Origin of the sequence: Planotetraspora kaengkrachanensis (assembly GCF_016862895.1) — a bacterium.
Classification (GTDB): Bacteria; Actinomycetota; Actinomycetes; order Streptosporangiales; family Streptosporangiaceae; genus Planotetraspora; species Planotetraspora kaengkrachanensis.
Map to the genome: position 1 here is coordinate 131,128 of NZ_BONV01000033.1, position 20,387 is coordinate 151,514.

Consider the following 20,387-nt stretch of genomic DNA (forward strand, 5'->3'; position numbering starts at 1 on the left):
GGTGCCACCGACAATTTCGGGGGCGTCTCCCGGCGGCCGGCGCGGGCGGCCGCCGAACGCCTCCGAAACGGTCACGCCCCCACACATCCAGGGTATGAGTTCCGTCAAACCCGCGTCCCGGACTCCGGCCGGAAACTCTCTCTGTGAAACCACTCGCGCCCGCGTGCGCTTCCCCGGCGGTCCGGGCACGGCCGCCGGGACCCGGGTCCACCAGGTGGTCCATGATTGCCGTATGTCCGCTGTCGAGGAGTTTCAGACCGAACTGGATGAATCCACGAGCCGGCTGCTGGCGACCGCCGCCCGGCTCACCGACGACGACGTCCGCGCCCCCTCCCTCCTGCCCGGATGGACCCGGGGGCACGTCCTGGCCCACCTGGCGTGCAACGCCGACAGCCACATCAATCTGCTGACCTGGGCCAGGAGCGGCGTCAGGACGCCCCAGTACGCCGCTCCCGGCGTGCGGGAGGCCGAGATCCAGGCGGGTGCCGTACGGCCCGCGGAGGACCTGCTCGCCGACCTCGAGGCCAGCGCGGAGCGCCTGCGCGATGCGGTCGACCGCATGCCCTCCGAGGCCTGGTCGGCCACCGTGTGCGGCATGCGCCCGCCAGACCATCCCGCCTGGTACATCCCGGCCCGCCGGCTCCGCGAGCTCGAGATCCATCATGTCGATCTCGGCGCGGGCTACGGCTGGGCCGACTGGCCCGAGAGCTTCGCCAGGCGGGAGCTGCACGACACCATGGCGTCGTGGCCCCACGGTGAGGGCCCGGTCAGCGAGATCGTCGCCCGGTGGGAGGACGGCGGGCGGATCCGGATCTGGAGCGGGCTCGGCCGCGGTCCCGCCGTGCACGGCTCACCCCGTGAGCTCGTCGCCTGGCTCACCGGGCGGGCGTTCGGAGAGGGCCTGGTCGTGAAGTGCTCCCCGGCGGACACGGCCGGTGCGCCCGGCCTGCCGCCGTCGCCGCCTCCATGGCTGGTGATGCCCGCTCCGCCGGATCTGCCCGCGCGGCCGCCGCGCACATGGCCGCCCGACCGTGACTAGCGTGAGCCGTACAGGATCTTAGGAGGATCATGAGCTACACCGGAGACGTCACCCAGGGCGGCCCCGCCGACGTGCGCGAGCTGCCCGGCCTGACCATTTCCAAGATCGAGGTCGGTGGCTTCGGCAATAACGCCTACCTTCTGCGGTGCACGGCCACCGGCGACGGGCTGCTCGTCGACGCGGCAGCGGAGCCGGACCGCCTGCTCGATCTCATCGGAGATCGGCCGATCAGCTCCATCGTGACCACCCACCGCCACCAGGACCACTGGATGGCCCTGGAGGACGTGGCCAGGGCGACGGGAGCGCAGGTGATCGCCCACCCCCTCGACGCGCCCGAACTGCCGGTCGCGGTCGCGCGGACGGTGGAGCACGGCGACCAGGTGACCGTGGGCGACGCCGTCCTGGACGTGATCCACCTGCGCGGGCACACGCCGGGGTCGATCGCGCTGCTCTACCAGGACTCCCACATCTTCACCGGCGACTCGCTGTTCCCCGGAGGCGTCGGGAACACCCAGAAGGACCCGGAGCGGTTCGAGCAGTTGTTCACCGACGTCGCCGAGCGGATCTTCGACCGCCTCCCCGACGAGACGTGGGTGTACCCGGGCCACGGCAAGGACACGACCCTCGGCGTCGAGCGCCCGTCCCTCCCCGAATGGAAGGCGCGCGGCTGGTGATCAGCGCCTGACCGGAGCCGGAGCGCACCCTGGAAGAAGCCGCGATGAACGGCCGCGTGCCCGATGCGGGCACGCGGTCACCCGGTGGGGGTCCCGTCCTGCCGGGCCGCCGCCCGCCGGAGGAATAGCGCGCGTTCCCGCTCGTTGCGCGTCAGCGCGGCGGCGCGTTCGAACTCCCGCCGCGCCTCGTCGAGCCTGCCCAGCCGGGCGAGGAGATCACCACGTACGGCGGGCAGCTGAGGATAGGCCGACAGGGTGCGCTCGGACGCGAGCGCGTCCACGATCTCCAGGCCTTCGGCGGGGCCGGAGTCCATCCCGACGGCGACGGCCCGGTTCAGCTCCACGACCGGAGACGGCGAGACGTGGGCCAGCACCTGGTAGAGCGCCGCGATCCGCTCCCAGTCCGTGTCCCGGCCCGATGTCGCGCGGGCGTGACAGGCGGCGATCGCGGCCTGCAGCGCGTACGGGCCGAACCTGCCGCCGAGCGCCTCGGCCCGGCCGATGGCCTCCAGGCCGCGGCGGATGAGCAGCCGGTCCCACAGACGCCGATCCTGGTCGAGGAGCAGCACGGGCTCGCCGCCCGGGCCCGTCCTGGCCCGCAGGCGGGACGCCTGGATCTCCATCAGACCGACCAGGCCGTGCACCTCGGGCTCTCCTGGCGCCAGCCCGGCCAGGATCCGGCCCAGCCGGAGCGCCTCCTGGCAGAGCTCCGGGCGCGTCCAGTCGCCCCCGCCCGTCGCCGCGTACCCCTCGTTGAAGATCAGATAGATCACGCCGAGCACCGACGACAACCGGTCGGCCAGTTCGTGCGGCGCCGGCAGTTCGAACTCCACCTTCTTCGCGGCGAGGGTCCGCTTCGCGCGGACGATCCGCTGGGCGACGGTGGGCTCCGCGATCAGGAACGCGCGGGCGATCTCCTCGGTGGTGAGCCCACCGAGCAGGCGCAGGGTGAGCGCCACGCGAGACTCGGACGGCAGGACGGGATGACAGGCGGTGAAGATCAGCCTGAGCAGGTCGTCGCCGATGTCCTCGTCGGCCGAGGAGCCGGGGCCGGGCTCCACCCGCTGCCGGGCGTCGAGGTCGCGCCCGATCTCCTCCAGCTTGTGGGCGTACCTGGTCTGGCGGCGCAGGAGGTCGATCGCACGATGCTTGGCCGTCGCCATGAGCCACGCGCCCGGATTGTCGGGGACGCCCGACTCGGGCCACTGTTCGAGCGCGATCACCAGCGCGTCCTGCGCGAGTTCCTCCGCCAGGCCCACGTCGCGGACCAGCCGGGCGAGCCCCGCGATCACCCTGGCGGACTCGATTCGCCACACCGCCTCGATCGCGCGGTGCGTGACGCGGTGAGGATCGGCGGCCGTCATGGCCACCGATCCAACCACCACGCCGGCCCGCGCGGGAGGCGCGGGCCGAAATCTCAGCCGGGTCCCGGTGCGGCCCCGCCGCCCGTGAAGGCCGTGACGGCCGTAGAGCCCGCAAAGGCCGAAGGGACCGCAAAGGCCGAAGGGACCGCAAAGGCCGAAGGGACCGCAAAGGCCGAAGGGACCGCAAAGGCCGGAGAAGCCCGCCTCAGCCCGCCGGAGGGCCGAAGTCCTCCGGACCCATCACCTTCAGGACGGTGGACACGCCCTCCCAGCCCTGCCACAGGTCCCGGTGCAGTTTCATGAAGCGCGAGGTCCACTCGACGGCCTCCTCCTTCGACCTGACCTCGTACAGCGCGTAGCTGATGATCTCCTTCGCCTCGGCGAACGGCCCGTCGGTCACACTGAGCCGTCCGCCGGTCAGCTCGACCGTCGCGCCTGCCACGCTCGGGGCCAGCCCGGCGGTGTCGAGCAGGGCGCCGGCCGCGGCGGCCTCGCCGCCGAGCTTCATGATCGCCTCCATGAGCTCGGGAGGCGGTGGGGTCGGCGGCTGTTCCGACTTGAGCAGCACCAGGTAACGCATGATCTCTCCTTCACCTTCTTGCGACGTTCTCCGTATGGGGTTCAGTTGTGCGCGGTCCGGCGGTAGAGGTGGAGCGCCACCGCTGAGATCCAGGCGCAGACGAGCACGATGGCCGCGGTGAAGGCCAGGTTGATCCACACGCTACCGCCGCCGGACGCGATGCCGGCGAAGCCCGCGAGGAACAGCACCCCGGTGGCCCGGGAGAACGCAGCCCATCCCCCGCGCCCCTCGCGGGCGAACCGCGATCCCACCACGAAGCACGCCACGATCAGGCAGGCGAACCCGATGCCGCCCGAGACGAGGTGCAGTGTGCCGTGCCACGTGACCTCTGCCGCGCCCGCGGGCGCACCCACCGGGAAGCCCAGAGCCGGGTCCGCGCGGAACGCCCCCGCCGCCACCATGCTCGCGCCGTACACGCCGACCAGGCGCGGCGCCCAGATGGCGCCCCGGCCGGGTCGCAGGCAACGTCCCAGGCCGACCGCGAACGCGATGGTCATCAGGCCGCTCACCACCAGGTCGGCGACGTGGATCCAGCCGAGGTCGCCGTTGGCGAGCAGGCTCCACGCGTGGCGGGAGAAGTCGAAGCCCTCGCGGGTGAGGCCCTCGATCACGGACACCAGTACGTAGATCGGCCCGGCGATGACGCCGTAGGCCAGCAAGGTCCTGGTGACGCTCGTCGCCGGATCGCAGCGCTCGCCGGTCGCGGCCGTGACCACCTGTCGTGCCGTCATGTCTGTTCCCTTCGGTCCCCGGGCCGCTCGTTCACGGCCCTCCACCTGGGCCTCGAACGGGCTCGCCCGGAATCGACACCGCGCAGGAAGTTTTTTCCTGCCGCCGCCGGCGGGCCGGGATGCGGTGGTTTGACCTTGACGCAACGGCAACGTTTCTAATGAGGGCATGCGAATAGGCGAACTCGCCGCGCTGGTCGGGGTGTCCACCCGGACCGTGCGCCACTACCACCACGTCGGGCTTCTCCCCGAGCCCGTACGGCTGACCAACGGATACCGGGACTACCGGCTGCGGGACGCGGTCGCCCTCGCCCGGGTGAGGAGGCTGGCCGAGCTCGGTCTGTCCCTGGACGAGATCCGCGACGCGCTGGCCGACGACCTGGGCAGGGAGTTGCGCGAGATGCTCGAAGAGCTGGACGCGGACCTGGCCAGGCAGCAGGAGGCGATCGGCGCCCGGCGCGCCCGGCTGGCCGTTCTCCTCGCGGAGGCGGATCTTCAGGCCGAGTCGGCGGTGTCGCCCGAGATGGCGGCGGTGCTGCGCGATCTGTCCTCGGGAGGATCGCGATTCGCCGCCGTCGACCGCGAGTGGCTGGCCCTGATGGACACGGTGGCGGACCCGGCCGACCGTGGTCGGGTCCTCGATCTCATGCTCCCGCTCACCGAGCCGCAGGCCCTCGCCCGCGGCCACGCCCTCTACGAACGCCTCGACGAGCTCGACGACGCCGACCCCGCCGACCCCCGCGTCCCTGCGCTCGCCGCCGACCTGGCGGCCCACATGCCCGACGCCATGGTCACGGCGATGATCGGCACGCCGGCGGACGCCCCCGGCGGCGGGTGGCTCGAGGCGATGACGGCAGAGGTCTCCCCCGCCCAGGCCGAGGTGTTCCGGCTCCTCGTGCTCACGCTGAAGGACAGGACATGATCTGCGGATCCACGCCGCCCGGCCAGGCGCTGCTCACCGCCCGGCGAATCATGAGGTTCGACGCGATGGGCATGGCCAGCATCGTCCCGTGGGTCCTGCGCCGCCGCGACGGGGTCCCGCCAGGTGCGACCGCCGTGCCGTACGCGCGGGAGCAGACGCCGACGCTGCTGATCGTGGTGTTCCTGATGGCCCTGGAGGCAGGGGCGGTCGAGGTGCTCTTGAGGGCGTGGGATGTGCCCGCGGCCCTGCGCCTCGCGGTGCTCGCGGTGGACCTCTATTCGGTCGTCATCGGCCTGGCGATCGCCGCGGCCTGCGCCACGCGGCCGCACGTCGTCTCCCCCACGGAGCTGCGCATCCGGTACGGCGTCTTCTTCGACCTGCGTCTGCGGCGGGAGACGATCACGTCGGTGCGACCGATGCGCGCCTATGACGAGTCAGGTGTCGTGACCGTGAAGGACGGGCGTCTCGGCGTCGCGGTCTCGTCCCAGACCAACATCATCGTCGAGCTGGCCGAACCCGTCACGGTCACCCGGCCTCTCGGCCGCCGGGCGGACGTGACCCAGATCCGTTTCTTCGCCGACGACCCGGCCGCGGCGCTGGCCGCGCTGCGCACCCGCCAACCCCGCTGAGGGGCGGCCGTCAGGCGTCTTCGAGGCCCGGGTGCGGGCGGGGCTCCCCGGTGGTGAAGACCTTCACGATGCGGTCGGCCGCGGCCGCGGGCTGGTCGGCGCTCTCCACGACGTCGCCCCAGGACCAGCGGTAGAACCAGCCGTCGGACAGGGCGACGCAGTCGACGGTCTCGGAGAAGATCGCCGCGTCAGGGTCGCGAACCTTCAGCGAGGGAGGGTCGGGACGCAGGAACGCTTCCAGGCCCCTGAGCTCCAACTCCCGCGCGAGTTTGCCGAGGAAGTACGTCCGGGTGTGCTCACGAGGCATGGCGACCAGGGCTCCGTCTGGACTAGGCGATCTATCCACGTGAAGAGCCTGGGTCCGTCCATCCCTTTCGACATGCCCGGCGCTGATGGGGTCTGAGTGACCGTAGTCGCTGGTCAGACCCCTTTCAGTGCTGGTGTCAGCCCACGCTCTCCTCGCGTCGTTCCCTGCGTTGCTGCTGTTTGAACATCAGGACGCGCAACGGAATCGCCGAGACGATGGCGATCTGCATGACGGCGCCCACGGTGATGAGCTGGTCGCCCCCTGCCAGGCGGGCCGCCCAGATGATGAGGCAGGCCACGTTGATCAGCATCCAGGCGAGGACGACGGCGGCGAGGTTGCCCTTCGGCTTCGGATACTCGATCCGGCTGACCATCAGCCACGCGACCGCGACGATCCCGGCGAGCGTCAGATAGCCCGGCTGGAAGAGCAGCACGATCGACACCACGGTCATCGCGCCCATCGGGATCGGCAGACCCATGAAGTCGCCGCTCTTGGTCTTCACGCAGGCGAAGCGGGCCAGCCGTACGACGCCGGCGAGCAGGATCGAGGCCGCCGCGAACAGCACGAGCCACAGGGGCACCCTGCCGGAGAACCCGCCCCAGATCACCACCATGAAGGCGGGGGCGAAGCCGAAGCTGATGACGTCGGCGAGGTTGTCGAGTTCGGCGCCCATCGCCGACGCCCGGAACCTCCTGGCCACGAGGCCGTCGAACAGGTCGCAGGTGGCGCCCACGAGCAGCAGCACCACCGCGGTGCCGAAGAACCGGGGGTCCGGCTCGAACTTGCCACTCGCCTGCAGATCGGTGATCGCCGACCACGCGAGCAGGCAGACGGCGAGGAAGCCGCTGAGGGCGTTGCCGAGCGACAGCGAGTCGGCGGCCGACAGCCTGAAGGCCTTGCCGACCGGGCCCCTCGGCTCGTCGGACAGCTCCTCGACCGGCCAGCCCGCGTCGGCACCGAGATCAGACGTGGTCAAGGCGTGTCACCCCCGCCACGGTCTTCTCGCCCACGGTGACCGCGGGGGCGATGCCCTCGGGCAGGTAGACGTCGACCCGGGAGCCCAGCCGGATCAGGCCGACCCGCTCGCCCTGGGACACCTTGGTCCCCGCTTCGAGGTACGGCACGATCCGGCGTGCGACGGCGCCGGCGATCTGGACCATCTCGATGTCGCCGAGGTCGGAGTCGAAGTGCCAGACCACGCGCTCGTTCTTGTCGCTGTCCTTGTTGAACGCGGGGACGAACCCGCCGGCCACGTGCTCGACCGACGTGATCGTGCCGGCCACCGGTGCCCGGTTGACGTGGACGTTCAGGGGGCTCATGAAGATGGCCACCCTGGTGCGGCCGTCGGCCCACGGGTCGATGCTCTGCACGACTCCGTCGGCCGGCGATATGACCCGGCCCCGGCCCGGCGCGCGCTCAGGGTCGCGGAAGAACCAGAGCATCCCGCCCGTCAGCGCCGCCAGAGGCACGGCGGCCAGCGCCCACTTGGGAGACCTGCGTACGAGGAGGGAGGTGACGGCCGCCGCCGTGGCGGTCGGTGCCAGCCACGGCGACACCCCCCGCGCGAGCCGGAGACGACCGGGACTTCCTGCGACCTGGACGGACTCGCGGGAAAATTCAGAATCGTTGGACACAGGGAACCTTTGTACTCTGTAGCGACTATGGACCGGTTTGCGCCTTAACGGACGATATTACCGACCGGTCGGTCATTGCACGGCACAACGAGACAAGCAAACAGTTTCGTTGCCCGTTTCGCTACCCCTGTGAGGCTTCCTACCCCTGTGAGGCTTCTTGACCCTGCGGGGCCTCCTGGCCCAGCGAGGTCTCCTGACCCCGCTGCGCTTCCGCCGGAGCGGACGCCGCATCGCGCCGTACCTTGATCAGGCTGGCGACGGTCGTGATCGCCATCGTGACACCGATGACGGACAGCGACAGCCAGATGGGGACCTGAGGCGCCCAGGAGACTCCGCTTTCGTGCATCGCCTCCAAAACGAGCTTAACCCCGATGAAACCCAGGATGAACGCAAGCCCGTAGCTGATGTAGACCAGCCGCTGCAGCAGACCCCCGAGGAGGAAGTAGAGCTGACGCAGTCCCATCAGGGCGAACACGTTGGCGGTGAAGACGATGAAGGCGTCCTTGGTGAGCCCGAAGATCGCCGGAATCGAGTCGAGCGCGAAGAGCAGATCGGTCGTGCCGATCGCGATCATGACGATCAGCATCGGAGTGACCATCCGCCGGCCGTCCACGCGGACGATCGCACGCGAGCCGACGAAGTCGGACGTGGTCGGGAACACCCGGCGGGCCCAGCGCAGGACGATGTTCTCCGTGAACTCCTCGTCCTCCCTGCCGTGGTCACGGACCAGCGTGTAGGCCGTGTACACGAGGAAGACGCCGAAGACGTAGAACAGCCAGCTGAACTGGTTGAGCACGGCCGCGCCGATCGCGATGAAGACGCCGCGCATGATCAGCGCGAGCACGATCCCCACCAGCAGCACCTTGTGCTGGTACATCCTCGGCACGGCGAAGCGGCCCATGATGATGTAGAAGACGAACAGGTTGTCCACGCTGAGGCTGTACTCGGTCAGGTATCCGGCGAAGAACTCGCCTCCTGCCTGGGTCCCCGCGAAGATCAGTAAGATCACGCCGAAGACGGCGGCCAGCGAGACGTAGATACCGACCCAGATCCCCGCCTGCCGGAGGGAGAACTCGCGGGGCTCGCCGCGGTCGACGATCCACAGGTCGATGGCGAGGACGACGACCATGCCGACGATGACGGCGACCCAAGCCCACAGGGGAACACTCAAGACAAGACCTTCCGGCGCGCGCGAAGACACTGCCGGAGGTCTCTCCCGCCCACCGAGGCGGACCGACAGTCCCGGGCGCTGACGCCGTGATGACGAGGCTGTCGCGAAGGGATACTCCCCCCCAACCCGTTCAGTATATGGATCAGGCTTAGGTTGACCTAATCCGATGAACCAGCGCTCCCGTCGACGCCGGGTGCACGCGCCCACCCGGCCGGGACTGGGCCACCGCTAGGAGGGTGTCACCTCCGGGACACCGCCAGGTAGACGTCCAGCGCCGAGCGTACGGCGTCCGCCTCGCCGGGGAGCTCCTCTCCTCGGCGCGCGGAGGCCGCGGCCAGCCGCTCCGCCAGGGCGGCGTCGCCGAGCACGCGCGCGATCTCCCCGCCCAGCGCATCGGCGTCGCCGGGCGGGACGAGGAGGGCGGCGTCGCCCACCATGCCGGGAATGCCGCCCACCCGGGTCGCGATGACGGGCCTGCCCGCCCTGAGCGCCTCCTGGACGCTCAGCGGCTGACCCTCCCATCTGCTCGGCACGACCACCGCCGCCGCCACCTGGAGCAGGTCGGCCGTGTTCGCCCAGCCGTGCAGCAGGACCGGCAGGTCCTCGGCGTCGATCCGGGCCTGGAGCTCCGCCCGCAGAGGCCCGTCCCCCGCCACGACGAACAGGGGGCGGGCGTCGTACGGCCGGGCCGACGCGTCAAGCAGCGTCTCCAGTCCCTTCTGCTGGGCGAGCCGGGCCACGGTCAGCAGGACCGGCGCCTCCGGCGACGGCGGGCTCGCGACCCGGCCGGCGAGCTCCCGCCGCACCTCCGCCGCGGTCCGCGTGGGGGTGCCCAGACGCGGCGCGGGCACCACCGCCGCGCTCACCGCGCGGGCGCCCCTGGCGCGCATGCGCTCGCCGAGGTCCGGCGACACGACCAGCACGCGATCCGCCCGGCGGGCGACGATCCGCTCCAGAGCCCCGTACACGGCCCCGATCGCGCCTCCCGCCGTGACGGCGTTGTGCAGGGTCACCACGAGACCGGGCCGGCGGCGCGACCCGATCAGGGCCGCCGCGGAGAGCGCGCCCGCCCGCAGTCCGTGGGCGTGGACGGCCTGCGCGCCCCGGATGATCGATCTGAGCCTGGCGACGGATTTGAGGTCGTTCACCGGATGCGGGCGATCCGCGATCGGTACGGCGGCGAACCGGGCGCCGGCGGCGGTGAAGCCGAACGACTCCTCGACACTCGGCGGGCCGGCCACGACCACGTCGTCGCCGCCCCCGGTCAGGCCCTCAACGAGCATCCGGACATGCCTGCCCACGCCTCCCGCGCTGGTCCCCAGCACGAGCGCCACCTTCATGCCCACTCCCCTTCCGGTCCTGACGGCCGCGCCCGGTCAGGCGATCTCCGCCGGGTCGGGCGCGTCGGAACGGCCGCCGCGCAGTCGCGAGACGACGGCCAGCAGATCTCTCCTGTCGACGGCGGCCGCGGCGAGCGTGCCCACGCACAGGGCGCACACGCCGGACAGGGCGGCGACCGCGACGCCCGCCCACAGGCCCGAGCCGCCCAGCACGTGGACGACGCCGACACCGGCGAGCATGCCTGCTCCGCCGCCCACCACGGCGGCCAGCGCCGCACGGGGCACCCCGCGCAGCGCCTCGACGCCCCGGGCCTTGAACACCGACGCCAGCAGGATCGCTCCTCCCGCCGTCATTCCGGCCGCCTGGCCGAGGGCGAGACCGCCCAGCCGCCAGTCCGCGGGGAAGGTCCGCGCGAACGCCACCTGGGCCGCGATGACGACCAGCCACCCGATGACCATGCCCCGGGCCGCGGCCCGCCCGCGGCCGCTCGCGTACAGGACCCTGCTGAGGTGCGCCATGAGCCCGTAGCCGATCAGGCCGGGGGCGAACAGCGCGACGGCCGAGGCGAACTGCGCCGGGGGGATCCTCGTGTCCGCCTGTCCGAGGAAGACCTGCGCGACGGGCGCCGCGGTCGCGGCCAGCGCCCCGGCGGCCAGGCCGGACACGATCAGGACGGCCCGGGTGGTCTGCGCGGACAGCGCGGCGAAGGGCGCGCCGTCCGCGTCCTTGGCACGGGCGGCGAGCACCGGGAAGGCGCTGGTCGCGATGGGGACGGCCAGTACGGCGTAGGGCACCTGGTAGATGGCCCAGGCGTAGTTGTACGCCGCGAGCGCTCCCCCGCCGACGTCCTGGTTGGCCAGCGGGATCACGATGGCCATCGCGGCCTGCTGCGCGACCAGCGCGCTCAGCCCCGCGAGCGCGAGCTGCCGCACCTGTACGGCCACGCCGTCGGGGAAGCGGAGGGTCGGCCGCCATCTCACCCCGAGCCGGGAGACGGGCCCGATGACGGTCACGACCAGCGCGAGCACCCCGAGCGTCGTCCCGACCGAAAGGGCGACCTCCGCGGGGCCGGGAACGGAGGCCGGGTCGCTGTTCCCGGCGCTGAGCGGCACGAAGGCCAGATAGGCGACGATCACCACGACGCTCGACACGAGCGGGGCCACCGCGGGCCCGGTGAACCGCCGGTGTGCCTGAAGCACGCCGTAGAGGACGACGGCCAGGCCGTACAGCGGGATCTGGGGGGCGAAGACCACCAGCATGCGCGCGGCGACCGCGGCCACGGCGCCGGCGTCGCAGTCCCGGACGCCGCTGGTGAGCAGGCGCATCACCGGACCCGCCAGGAGCGCCGTCAGAACGCCGAGCGGGACCAGCAGGACGAGCACCCAGGTGAGCAGTGCCGAGGAGATGCGGCCGACCTCCGCGCGCGCGTCGTCCGTCTGCCGGGCGGCGGCGCCGGCGAGCACCGGCACGACCATCCCGGCCAGCGCCCCGCCCACCACGAGCTCGAAGATGATGTTGGGCACCTGGTTGGCCGTGTAATAGGCCGTGGCCAGGCAGTTGGTCCCCACCGCCCGGGCGAAGACCAGTTGCTTGGCGAAGCCGGTGACGCGCGCCAGGATCGTGATGATCGCGATCAGGACCGCGGCTCCGGCGATCCCGGCGCCGAGCCGCCTAGACATGCGGTCGCGGCCTGCCGCCGACGCCGGTTATCCGGTGTCCGCGTCGCGGGAGGAGAGAGTCGGTCACGCGGTGGGCTTCGCGCCGTCCGCCGCCGCCTGCGGAGGACGGCGGCCGAGCATGTCGAGGCGGTTCAGGACGGGGTTGCCGGCGATGACCTTGGTGAAGCTGATCTTCTCGGACGCCGCCGTGAGCGCGGCCACCGTGCCGAGCAGCACGAGCCGGCCCGGCCTGCCCAGCCGCACGGTCGCGGCGAGTCCGAGCAGAGCGCCCAGGGCGTTGGCGCCGGAGTCGCCGAGCATCGCCCGCTCGCCGAGGTCCTCGGGCAGGAGCGCGACGGCCGCTCCCAGGGGGATCGCGGCCAGTGTGGCGACGCGGGAGTCCCCCCGGAAGGAGGCGGCCACCAGCGGGATTCCGGCGAGCAGCCCCACCTTGATCGCACGGCCGGGACGGAGATCGAAGAGGTTGGCCAGGTTGGCGCTCCCCGCGATCAGCGCGCCGTCGACCAGCGTGTCGAACGTGCGCGCCGCCACCTTCGGCCTGCGCGGCCCGTCACCCGCCGCCGAGGGGGACAGCGCCGCCGCCGCGAGCCCGGTGGCGCCGATGCCCAGGATCTTCACGGCTCCGCTCGTGACCTCGCCGCGGCCGAGGGCGGCCAGATGGCCCCTGAACCCCTTGGACGAGGTGGTGCCGAAGACGTCGTCGTACGCGCCGAGCACACCGCTGCCGACGCCGGCGAGCACACCCGCCGCCTTCAGGCGCGCGGGCACCCCGGGGGTGAGCGTGAGGGCCGCGCCGGCGCCGGCGACGAAGGCCGGGCCCTCGAGCAGCGTGACGGGCTCTCCCCGGTGGTTGGTCCTGGTCCAGTACTCCTCGGCGGTCTTCTCGTCGCCGAGGGGAGGACGCCTCTTGAAGGCGGCGTACGCGGCCCGGGCGGCGACGGCGCCGAGCACGGCCCCGATCACGGCACCGGCCACCGAGCCGAGCGAGGAGCGATGGGCCACAGCTGGTTCCTTCTTCGTCAGGCGCTCGTCGTCATCCGGACGGCTTCGCGGAGGCTTGTCAGGCGGGTGACCGGCGTCCGCACGGGTTCAGCCTCGTGCCGCCGGGCTGGGGCTGACCTCGACCTCGGGCTCGAACGACGTCGAGCCGCTGCCGACGCCGTATGCCCCGGCCTTACCGGTCAGTTGCTCCCGCAGAGCGTAGACCACCACGGCGCGGCCCGCGGCCATATCGACGGTGTCGACGGTGGACACGTTCGAGGCCGCCTCTCCCGTGTCGTGGAGCGCCGCGATGGCCCCGCCCGCACCGGAGGAGACGGTCGTGCCGGCGAGCACGGTGCCGAGGTCCAGGGTGTCCAGGCCCGCGGCCATGGAGACGACGGCGGCGGTCGCCTTGGCCGCGTTGTCGTCCTCGTAGGCCTGCGCGGGTGCCAGGACGATGGCCATCGTCGAACGCTGCCCGGGAGTGCCGTTGATGCTGAGCAGGCCGGCGGTCTGGAAGGCGTCGAGGACCCCCGTGGCCGCCGGGTTGTCGCGGCCCGCCAGCGTCCGGTCGTTCGTCACGAGTGCGCCCGCCAGGACCGCCGCCGCCTTGTCGTACGGCGTGGCCTCGTCGGGGAACTTGGTCCCCGCGGCGGCGAGCGAGTTGGCGAGCCCGTCCACGATCGCCTCCTGGTCGGCGGCGACGAACTTGTCGGTCAGGCTGATCCGGCCCGCGTAGATCGCGCCCGCGTCGGTCACCAGGTCCTCGATCGGGTCACGCAGACCGGCGGGAGCCCCCGGAGCCTCGACGAGCAGGACCCGCTCCCCCGGCAGGACGCCCCGGACGAGATCGGGCAGATGCATCGTGACGAGGGAGTCGTTGCCGTTCTCACGGCTCTGGAGTTCGGAGATCTGCGCCAGGTAGTTCCCGTTGTTCTGCCGCAACGACGAGGTCGTCTCCTCCGCCGACTTGTAGAAGGCGGGCTCCAGGACCGTGCTGCCGAGCACGATCCCCACCGTGAGCGCGAGGAAGATCGCCACGATCGAGACGAGGTGATACCGGAAATCGATCACGAGAAGAGTCCGACCACCCAGAAGATGAAGCTGTTCCAGGCGTCGCGCAGGCCGTTCAGCCAGACCTGGCCGATCGGCGAGACCGACAGGACCACGCCGATGGTCACCAAGGTCGTCGCGACGAGCAGGAGCAGGGAAGACGTGGATATCCGGCTGCGGTAGAGCCTGCTGACGCCCTTGGCGTCCACCAGCTTGCTGCCGACCCTCAGCCGGGTGAGGAAGGTGCTGGCCATGCCGGACCGTCCCTTGTCCAGGAACTCGTCCAGGGTCCAGTGGGTGCCGACGGCGACGATCAGGGTCGCGCCCTTGTCGTCGGCCAGCAACATCGCGATGTCCTCGCTCGTCCCGGTCGCCGGGAAGACGACGGCCTGCTGCCCCAGCCGGTGGACCCGCTCCAGGCCGGGGGCCCGGCCGTCCCGGTAGGCGTGCACGACCAGTTCGGCGCCGCAGCACAGCGCCTTCTCCGAGACCGAGTCGAAGTCGCCGACGATGATGTCGGGCGTGTAGCCCGCTTCGATCAGCGCGTCGGATCCGCCGTCGACGCCGATCAGGATGGGCCGGTACTCCCGGATGTAGGGCCGGAGCGTCGCGATGTCCTCTTTGTAGTGATAACCGCGAACGACGATCAGGACGTGCCGTCCCTCGATCACCGTGCGGATGTCGGGGACGCCCACCCCGTCGATGAGCAGGTCGCGCTCGCGCTTGACGTACTCCATCGTGTTCGCGGCGAACGCCTCGATCTGCACGGCCAGCCCGGCCCGGGCCTCGGCCATCGCCGCGGCGACGGTCTCTGCCGTCTGGGCCTCACCCTTGCCGACGATCTCGTCGTCGAGGTAGATCATTCCTTCGTGGACGCGGATCACGTCCCCGTCCGCGACGCGCTCGAACAGTTCGGGGGACGCGTTGTCGACCACCGGGATGCCGGCTTCCAGCAGGATCTGCGGGCCCAGGTTGGGATAGCGCCCGCTGATACCCGCGGCCACGTTGACCACGGCCGCGGCACCGCACGCGACCAACGCCTCCCCGCTGACCCGGTCAACGTCGACATGGTCGATGATCGCTATTTCACCGGCGTTGAGACGTTTGGTGAGTCTCTTCGTCCGCCTGTCGATTCTCGCCACAGCCGTTACCCCGGGAAGATCGTCGATCTTCCTGCGGCGGAGGCCCGGAACATTCAAGCTCAGGACCTTCATCATCAACCATCCTGCCAGAGGCGGGGGCCGGAATGGTCACGCACCCCGCAGTGTGTTGTTTTTGTCACACGCGGTTATGCCGGCGATCAAGCGTCAGTCGGCCGCCTTGTCCGCCGCCGCGATCGTGAGCAACTCCGCCGCGTGTGCTCTACCCAGTTCGGAGTCCTCCAGGCCTGCGAGCATCCGCGACAGCTCCCTGGCGCGGCCCTCCTGGTCGAGGGCGACCACGCCGCTGCGGACCACGCTGCCGTCGCGGGCCTTCTCCACCACGAGGTGCTGGTCGGCGAAAGCCGCCACCTGCGGCAGGTGCGTGACCACGATGACCTGGGCGGTACGCGCCAGCTTGGCCAGGCGTCTGCCGATCTCGACGGCCGCCTTGCCGCCCACGCCCGCGTCGACCTCGTCGAAGACGAACGTCGGCACCGGGTCGGCACCGGCGAAGACCACTTCGATGGCCAGCATGACGCGGCTGAGCTCTCCTCCGGACGCGCCCTTCGTCAGCGGCAGCGCCGGAGCCCCCGGATGCGAGGCCAGGCGCAGCTCCACCTCGTCGATTCCGTGTGGCCCGAAATCATCGCTCTGCGTCATCGCCACGCTGACCCTGGCGTACGGCATCGCCAGGGCGGCCAGTTCGGCCGTCACGGCGTCGCCGAAGCGCTCGGCCGCCACCGTGCGGATGCCCGTCAGCTCGCCGGCCAGCTCCTTGAGCCGGTCGGTCAGCTCGGTGTGCTCCCGGGTCAGCTCATCGATCCGATCGTCGTCGCCGTCGAGCTCGTTCAACCGCGTCGCGGCCTGCTGCGCCCAGGACAGCACGGCCGTCACGTCCTCGCCGTACTTGCGGACGAGGCCGGTCAGGACCGATCTGCGCTCCTGCACCGCCGCCAGGCGCGCGGGGTCGGCGTCGACGGACTCGGCGTAGGCCGCCAGCTCCGTCGCCACGTCGGAGATGAGGTAGCCGGCCTCGGCCAGCCGGTCGGCCAGACCGCCCAGGGCGGGGTCGAACTGCCGCACGGCCTCGACGGCCGACTTGGCCTGCCCCACCAGTGAGACCGCGTCGTGGATCGCCTCGGTGCTCGACATGGGGTCGCCCAGCAGGGCGGTGTGCGCGGTGGTGGCCGCCGTCCGCAGCGCGTCCGCGTGGGAGAGCCGCTCGGCCTCCTCCTTCAGCTCCGCGTCCTCGCCCGCCCTCGGCTCCGCCTTCTCGATCTCCTCGAGGCCGAACCTCAGGACGTCGGCCTCCTGGGCGCGCTCCCTGGCCTTGGCCGTCAGCTCGTGGAGCAGGTCGGTCACCTGCTTGTGCCGCTTGTATGCCTGCTCGTACGCACGGAGCGGCTTGATCAGGTCGTCGCCGGCGTAGCGGTCGAGCGCCGCCCGCTGACGCCCCGGCTGGAGCAGCCGCTGCTGGTCCATCTGCCCGTGGACGGCGACCAGGTCGTCGGCGAGGAACGTCAGGGTCCCGACCGGGACGGTGCGGCCGCCGAGCCAGGCCCGCGAACGGCCCTCGGCGGACACCGTGCGGGAGATGATCAGTTCGCCGTCCTCGATCTCGCCGCCGGAGTCGGCCACCTGCTGGGCGACCCGGCCGTTCGCGTCGACGATCAGCGTGCCCTCGACCATCGCCTTGTCGGCGCCGGGGCGGACCCTCGCGGGATCGGCGCGGCCGCCGAACAACAGCCCCAGTCCGGTGACGACCATCGTCTTGCCCGCACCTGTCTCACCCGTGACGACGGTGAAACCGGGTGACAGCTCCAGGACGGCCTCGTCGATCACGCCGAGCCCCTGGATGCGGACCTCCTCGACCCTTGGTCGCACTGGTCCCTCCGTTCCGCCGACCGATTCCGCCAGAGATCCTACGCGCAACTCGCCAAGATTTTCGAGGACTGGGTCTGTCCTGTGGAGATCGGAGGGCGACCCGCCCGGGAACTCCGCGCACCGGAAACCCGCGCACCGGAGCTCCGCTCATCGGGATCGGACCGGGCGCGCTCGGCGCGCCGGACCCGGCCGCACTCACTGACGACCGGACCCGGCCGCACTCATCGGCAACCAGCCCCGGCCGCATTCACTGGGACCGGACCCGGCCGCGCCATCCCTCCACCGGCAGGCCGAACTTCGCCACCAGCCGGTCGGTGAACGGGGCGCCGGTGGTCTCGGCTCCCAGGAGGCGGGCCAGCCGTACCGGGGTCGCTGCCCGGCGCACCTCGACGCGGGCCCCTGGCGGGATGTCGAAACGGCGGCGCCCGTCGCACCAGAGCACTCCCGCGCCGGTCTCCGGGACGATCTCCACCGCGAGCGTGGACCGGGGGGAGACCACCATCGGCCGGGCGAACAGCGCGTGGGCGCTGTTGGGCACCAGCAGCAGCGCCTCAACCTCGGGCCAGACGACGGGTCCTCCGGCCGAGAACGCGTACGCCGTCGAACCGGTCGGCGTCGCGCAGATGACTCCGTCGCAGCCCCACCGGGACAGGGGACGCCCGTCGATCTCGGCGACGACCTCCAGCATGCGGTCGACCTTCTCGACCGAGGCCTCGTTGAGCGCCCAGGTCGTGGCCAGCGTCTCCCCGTTGAGGCGGACCGCCACCTCGATCGTCATCCGCTCCTCGACGTCGTAGCCGTTCTCGACGACCCGGTCCACGGCGGTGGCGAGGTCCTCCACCTCGGCCTCCGCCAGGAACCCGACATGGCCCAGGTTGACTCCCAGCAGGGGGACGCCTGCCGGACGGGCGAGTTCGGCGGCCCGCAGCAGCGTCCCGTCGCCGCCGAGCACGATGATCAGCTCGGCCTCGGCGATCGCTTCCGGGGTCCCGGAGACACTCGCCACCCCCGTGCAGCCGATCTCCTCCGCCTCGTCCGAGAGCACGCGGACGCTCAGCCCGGCGCCGATCAGCCGGTCCATGACCAGGCGGGCGCTGCGCACCGCCGGGTCCCTGCCCGTGTGCGCCGTGACCACGATCGTCCGCTTGCCGTCCACGGGGTCGCTCACCGGGATCTCACCCTCGTCGCATCCGTCGCCGTCATGCCGTCACCGCCGTCCGCGTCTGCCTCGTCGCGCCGCCCCGCCGATGTCACTGGGGCCCCTCCGCCACCGCCCGTTCGATGGCCGGGTCGAGCTCGGGCACCTGATCGTGTCCCGGGCCCTTGCCGAGCCACAGGAGGTATTCCACATTGCCGGACGGGCCGGGCAGCGGGCTGGCGGTCACGCCCTTCACCGTAAGGCCGAGCGCCTGCGCCGACAGCGCCGCGTCCCGTACGGCCTGCGCCCGCAGCGCCGGGTCGCGGACGACGCCTCCCGCGCCGACCCGCTCCTTTCCCACCTCGAACTGGGGTTTCACGAGCATGGTGAACTCGGCGTCCTCCGCTGCGCAGTTCGCCAATGCCGGAAGGACCAGACGGAGAGAGATGAAGGACAGGTCGCCCACGATCAGCGTCGGCGGCTCCCCCACCATTTCCGGCGTCAGATCCCGGACGTTCACGCGTTCCATCACCGTGACGCGGTCGTCCGTGCGCAGGGACCACGCGAGCTGGCCGTAGCCCACGTCGACAGCGAGCACGTGCGCCGCGCCCCGCCTGAGCAGAACGTCGGTGAACCCGCCTGTGGAGGCGCCGGCGTCCAGACAGCGCCGGCCCTCGACGGTCAGCCCTTCGAACGCGTCGAGCGCGCCGAGGAGCTTGTGCGCCCCCCTCGAGACGTAGTCGGGGCCCTCCGGCGCCTCCGCCACCACGATGGCGGCGGCGATGTCCACCTGGGTCGCGGCCTTGGCCGCCACCCTGCCCGACACAGACACCCTGCCGGAATCGATGAGCTGCGCCGCCTGCTCTCGCGAGCGCGCGAGCCCCCGCCGGACGAGTTCGCTGTCCAGCCGCATCCGCTTCACCTGACGTGCCGCCCGTCGCCGGAGGCCGAACTCGGCATGGTCACCGCTCGCCGTCGGAAACGGGCTCGTCCACGGAGGTCAGTACCGCTTCCAGCCCCGTCAGGACGTCTTCGAAGATCCCGACGTGCTCGGAGACGGGCGCCTCCGCCAGCCGCTCAAGCGGGGACAGGGCCGACTCGACGTCTCCCGGGGTGTCCTGGCCCCCGTCCGCGTGGACGGCAGGGGCCTGGTCCGGGGCGGTGGCCTCCCCCGCGCGGGCGTTCGGGACCGCGAGCCAGGCGGGCGCTTGGCTTCCGATGTCCGTCATGGGTTCCCTTCTGGGACCCGGGCCCGGGTCCGTCCGTCTCCCGCCGGCCGTACGGCCCGCGTCCGGTGCCGGCGGCTCCGTGCCGGGGGGTGGTCCTGGGTCCTGGTCGTGCTCGTCGTCTCGGGAGCCGGGCACGCTCGGCGCCTCCCGGCCACCCCGACGCTATCGGAAGGCGCCCTGTGCCGCGCCCCTCCTGCCGGTACCACGCTGCTCCGGTCCTGGTCATCGCCTGGATCTCGCTGTGTAAGCTGTGCGCGGCCCACCCCGTCGAACGGGCGGCCGCGTGCCTCGCGGGCCGCGCGGGAGAGCCGTTCAACCGGTCCCGGCCGGTGGCCGTCCACCGGCCCGGCCCCCTCGGGTACGTTTTTCGCCGCGCCCCACGTGCAGGATCTCGCGCGGGGTTCACCTGGAACGCTACCGTCCGTGGTAGCCGGTATCTGATGTTGGTCCGTGGGAAGGGAGAGGGCGCACATGGCGACCGTCGAGGAGTGCCGGGCGGCGCTGGAGAAGCTCGTCGAGCAGTTCGACGAGATCAGCGCGGAAGATCGCACCAAGCACGTGGTCGAGCGCAGGCTGGCCTGCCGCATCTCCGACCTCGGCGTGACCTTCTACGGCCGGATCCATCGCGGCGGGCTCGACCCGTTCAAGGAGGTCGCCCCCGAGGACGGGCGCCCGGCGGAGGTCAAGCTCACCATCTCCAGTGAGGATCTGGTCTCTCTGGTCAACGGTGAGCTCGACATGGGACGCGCCCTGCTCGGCGGCCGCGTCAAGGTCGACGCCAGCCTCGGCGACCTCCTGCGTCTGCGCAAGCTTCTCTGATCGCCCGACCCCGGGCCGGAACCCGGGGACCGCGGTGGCCGACCCGACCCCGGGTCACGAGCCCGAGGACCGC

The 20,387-nt window shown here is 71.7% G+C and carries 21 protein-coding genes; 5 read left to right on the top strand and 16 right to left on the bottom strand.

Going from position 1 to position 20,387, the window contains the following annotated elements:
* Positions 1-232: 232 nt before the first annotated feature.
* The gene (locus Pka01_RS29675) at positions 233-1,039 is read left to right on the top strand and encodes a maleylpyruvate isomerase family mycothiol-dependent enzyme (RefSeq protein WP_203886209.1); all 807 of its coding nucleotides are present in this window, start codon (positions 233-235) and stop codon (positions 1,037-1,039) included.
* 29 nt (positions 1,040-1,068) lie between these two features.
* Positions 1,069-1,713 (top strand): MBL fold metallo-hydrolase, encoded by a 645-nt coding sequence (locus Pka01_RS29680; protein WP_203886210.1) that lies wholly within the window; start codon positions 1,069-1,071, stop codon positions 1,711-1,713.
* A gap of 77 nt (positions 1,714-1,790) precedes the next feature.
* Here the strand turns inward: Pka01_RS29680 and Pka01_RS29685 are convergent, their stop codons facing one another.
* From Pka01_RS29685 to Pka01_RS29695, 3 genes are all read right to left on the bottom strand, one after another.
* A complete protein-coding gene (locus Pka01_RS29685) occupies positions 1,791-3,077 on the bottom strand; it encodes an RNA polymerase sigma factor (RefSeq protein ID WP_203886211.1) in 1,287 nt (428 codons plus the stop codon).
* 205 nt (positions 3,078-3,282) lie between these two features.
* A complete protein-coding gene (locus tag Pka01_RS29690; RefSeq protein WP_203886212.1) occupies positions 3,283-3,657 on the bottom strand; it encodes a YciI family protein in 375 nt (124 codons plus the stop codon).
* A 41-nt stretch (positions 3,658-3,698) separates the two neighbouring features.
* A complete protein-coding gene (locus tag Pka01_RS29695; RefSeq protein ID WP_203886213.1) occupies positions 3,699-4,388 on the bottom strand; it encodes a DUF998 domain-containing protein in 690 nt (229 codons plus the stop codon).
* A gap of 166 nt (positions 4,389-4,554) precedes the next feature.
* Here Pka01_RS29695 and Pka01_RS29700 point away from each other — a divergent pair, with 166 nt between their 5' ends.
* Both Pka01_RS29700 and Pka01_RS29705 read left to right on the top strand, forming a co-directional pair.
* The gene (locus tag Pka01_RS29700; RefSeq protein ID WP_203886214.1) at positions 4,555-5,307 is read left to right on the top strand and encodes a MerR family transcriptional regulator; all 753 of its coding nucleotides are present in this window, start codon (positions 4,555-4,557) and stop codon (positions 5,305-5,307) included.
* Positions 5,304-5,936, top strand: a complete 633-nt coding sequence (locus Pka01_RS29705) for a hypothetical protein (protein ID WP_203886215.1) — start codon at positions 5,304-5,306, stop codon at positions 5,934-5,936. Before Pka01_RS29700 ends, Pka01_RS29705 begins: the two co-directional genes overlap by 4 nt.
* A gap of 10 nt (positions 5,937-5,946) precedes the next feature.
* Here the strand turns inward: Pka01_RS29705 and Pka01_RS29710 are convergent, their stop codons facing one another.
* The 13 genes from Pka01_RS29710 to Pka01_RS29770 form a co-directional block, all read right to left on the bottom strand.
* The gene (locus Pka01_RS29710; RefSeq protein WP_239115538.1) at positions 5,947-6,282 is read right to left on the bottom strand and encodes a hypothetical protein; all 336 of its coding nucleotides are present in this window, start codon (positions 6,280-6,282) and stop codon (positions 5,947-5,949) included.
* Between the two features lie 97 nt (positions 6,283-6,379).
* Positions 6,380-7,219 (bottom strand): CDP-diacylglycerol--serine O-phosphatidyltransferase, encoded by an 840-nt coding sequence (gene pssA, locus Pka01_RS29715; protein ID WP_203886216.1) that lies wholly within the window; start codon positions 7,217-7,219, stop codon positions 6,380-6,382.
* Positions 7,206-7,877 (bottom strand): phosphatidylserine decarboxylase, encoded by a 672-nt coding sequence (locus Pka01_RS29720; protein WP_203886217.1) that lies wholly within the window; start codon positions 7,875-7,877, stop codon positions 7,206-7,208. The genes pssA and Pka01_RS29720 overlap by 14 nt, the downstream gene beginning before the upstream one ends.
* A gap of 139 nt (positions 7,878-8,016) precedes the next feature.
* The gene (locus Pka01_RS29725) at positions 8,017-9,048 is read right to left on the bottom strand and encodes a TerC family protein (RefSeq protein ID WP_203886218.1); all 1,032 of its coding nucleotides are present in this window, start codon (positions 9,046-9,048) and stop codon (positions 8,017-8,019) included.
* 239 nt (positions 9,049-9,287) lie between these two features.
* Positions 9,288-10,388 carry a glycosyltransferase gene (locus Pka01_RS29730; protein WP_203886219.1) on the bottom strand — a complete coding sequence of 367 codons (1,101 nt, stop codon included), beginning with the start codon at positions 10,386-10,388 and terminating at the stop codon, positions 9,288-9,290.
* A gap of 36 nt (positions 10,389-10,424) precedes the next feature.
* Positions 10,425-12,068, bottom strand: coding sequence for a murein biosynthesis integral membrane protein MurJ (gene murJ, locus Pka01_RS29735; protein ID WP_203886220.1), 1,644 nt, complete (start codon positions 12,066-12,068; stop codon positions 10,425-10,427).
* Between the two features lie 63 nt (positions 12,069-12,131).
* Complete coding sequence (locus Pka01_RS29740; protein WP_203886221.1) at positions 12,132-13,070, bottom strand: hypothetical protein; 939 nt, start codon at positions 13,068-13,070, stop codon at positions 12,132-12,134.
* Between the two features lie 87 nt (positions 13,071-13,157).
* The gene (locus tag Pka01_RS29745) at positions 13,158-14,123 is read right to left on the bottom strand and encodes a copper transporter (RefSeq protein ID WP_203886222.1); all 966 of its coding nucleotides are present in this window, start codon (positions 14,121-14,123) and stop codon (positions 13,158-13,160) included.
* Complete coding sequence (gene steA, locus Pka01_RS29750; protein ID WP_373318194.1) at positions 14,120-15,319, bottom strand: putative cytokinetic ring protein SteA; 1,200 nt, start codon at positions 15,317-15,319, stop codon at positions 14,120-14,122. The genes Pka01_RS29745 and steA overlap by 4 nt, the downstream gene beginning before the upstream one ends.
* Before the next feature lie 90 nt (positions 15,320-15,409).
* Positions 15,410-17,128: a DNA repair protein RecN gene (recN, locus tag Pka01_RS29755; RefSeq protein WP_203886223.1), complete on the bottom strand. Its 1,719-nt coding sequence runs from the start codon at positions 17,126-17,128 to the stop codon at positions 15,410-15,412.
* Positions 17,129-17,375: 247 nt separating this feature from the next.
* Positions 17,376-18,284, bottom strand: a complete 909-nt coding sequence (locus Pka01_RS29760) for an NAD kinase (protein ID WP_203886253.1) — start codon at positions 18,282-18,284, stop codon at positions 17,376-17,378.
* Positions 18,285-18,378: 94 nt separating this feature from the next.
* On the bottom strand, positions 18,379-19,179 hold the full coding sequence (locus tag Pka01_RS29765; RefSeq protein WP_203886224.1) for a TlyA family RNA methyltransferase: 801 nt from the start codon (positions 19,177-19,179) through the stop codon (positions 18,379-18,381).
* Positions 19,180-19,228: 49 nt separating this feature from the next.
* A complete protein-coding gene (locus Pka01_RS29770; RefSeq protein WP_203886225.1) occupies positions 19,229-19,495 on the bottom strand; it encodes a hypothetical protein in 267 nt (88 codons plus the stop codon).
* A gap of 471 nt (positions 19,496-19,966) precedes the next feature.
* Here Pka01_RS29770 and Pka01_RS29775 point away from each other — a divergent pair, with 471 nt between their 5' ends.
* Complete coding sequence (locus tag Pka01_RS29775) at positions 19,967-20,314, top strand: SCP2 sterol-binding domain-containing protein (RefSeq protein ID WP_203886226.1); 348 nt, start codon at positions 19,967-19,969, stop codon at positions 20,312-20,314.
* Positions 20,315-20,387: the final 73 nt, after the last annotated feature.

Excerpts from the sequence above, each read along its gene's own strand:
- Pka01_RS29730 (WP_203886219.1), bottom strand. The coding sequence starts at position 10,388 with ATGAAGGTGGCGCTCGTGCTGGGGACCAGCGCGGGAGGCGTGGGCAGG.
- murJ (WP_203886220.1), bottom strand. The coding sequence starts at position 12,068 with ATGTCTAGGCGGCTCGGCGCCGGGATCGCCGGAGCCGCGGTCCTGATC.
- Pka01_RS29680 (WP_203886210.1), top strand. The coding sequence starts at position 1,069 with ATGAGCTACACCGGAGACGTCACCCAGGGCGGCCCCGCCGACGTGCGC.
- Pka01_RS29690 (WP_203886212.1), bottom strand. The coding sequence starts at position 3,657 with ATGCGTTACCTGGTGCTGCTCAAGTCGGAACAGCCGCCGACCCCACCG.
- Pka01_RS29700 (WP_203886214.1), top strand. The coding sequence starts at position 4,555 with ATGCGAATAGGCGAACTCGCCGCGCTGGTCGGGGTGTCCACCCGGACC.
- Pka01_RS29705 (WP_203886215.1), top strand. The coding sequence starts at position 5,304 with ATGATCTGCGGATCCACGCCGCCCGGCCAGGCGCTGCTCACCGCCCGG.
- Pka01_RS29775 (WP_203886226.1), top strand. The coding sequence starts at position 19,967 with ATGGCGACCGTCGAGGAGTGCCGGGCGGCGCTGGAGAAGCTCGTCGAG.
- Pka01_RS29685 (WP_203886211.1), bottom strand. The coding sequence starts at position 3,077 with ATGACGGCCGCCGATCCTCACCGCGTCACGCACCGCGCGATCGAGGCG.
- steA (WP_373318194.1), bottom strand. The coding sequence starts at position 15,319 with ATGATGAAGGTCCTGAGCTTGAATGTTCCGGGCCTCCGCCGCAGGAAG.
- Pka01_RS29695 (WP_203886213.1), bottom strand. The coding sequence starts at position 4,388 with ATGACGGCACGACAGGTGGTCACGGCCGCGACCGGCGAGCGCTGCGAT.
- Pka01_RS29765 (WP_203886224.1), bottom strand. The coding sequence starts at position 19,179 with ATGCGGCTGGACAGCGAACTCGTCCGGCGGGGGCTCGCGCGCTCGCGA.
- Pka01_RS29770 (WP_203886225.1), bottom strand. The coding sequence starts at position 19,495 with ATGACGGACATCGGAAGCCAAGCGCCCGCCTGGCTCGCGGTCCCGAAC.
- Pka01_RS29675 (WP_203886209.1), top strand. The coding sequence starts at position 233 with ATGTCCGCTGTCGAGGAGTTTCAGACCGAACTGGATGAATCCACGAGC.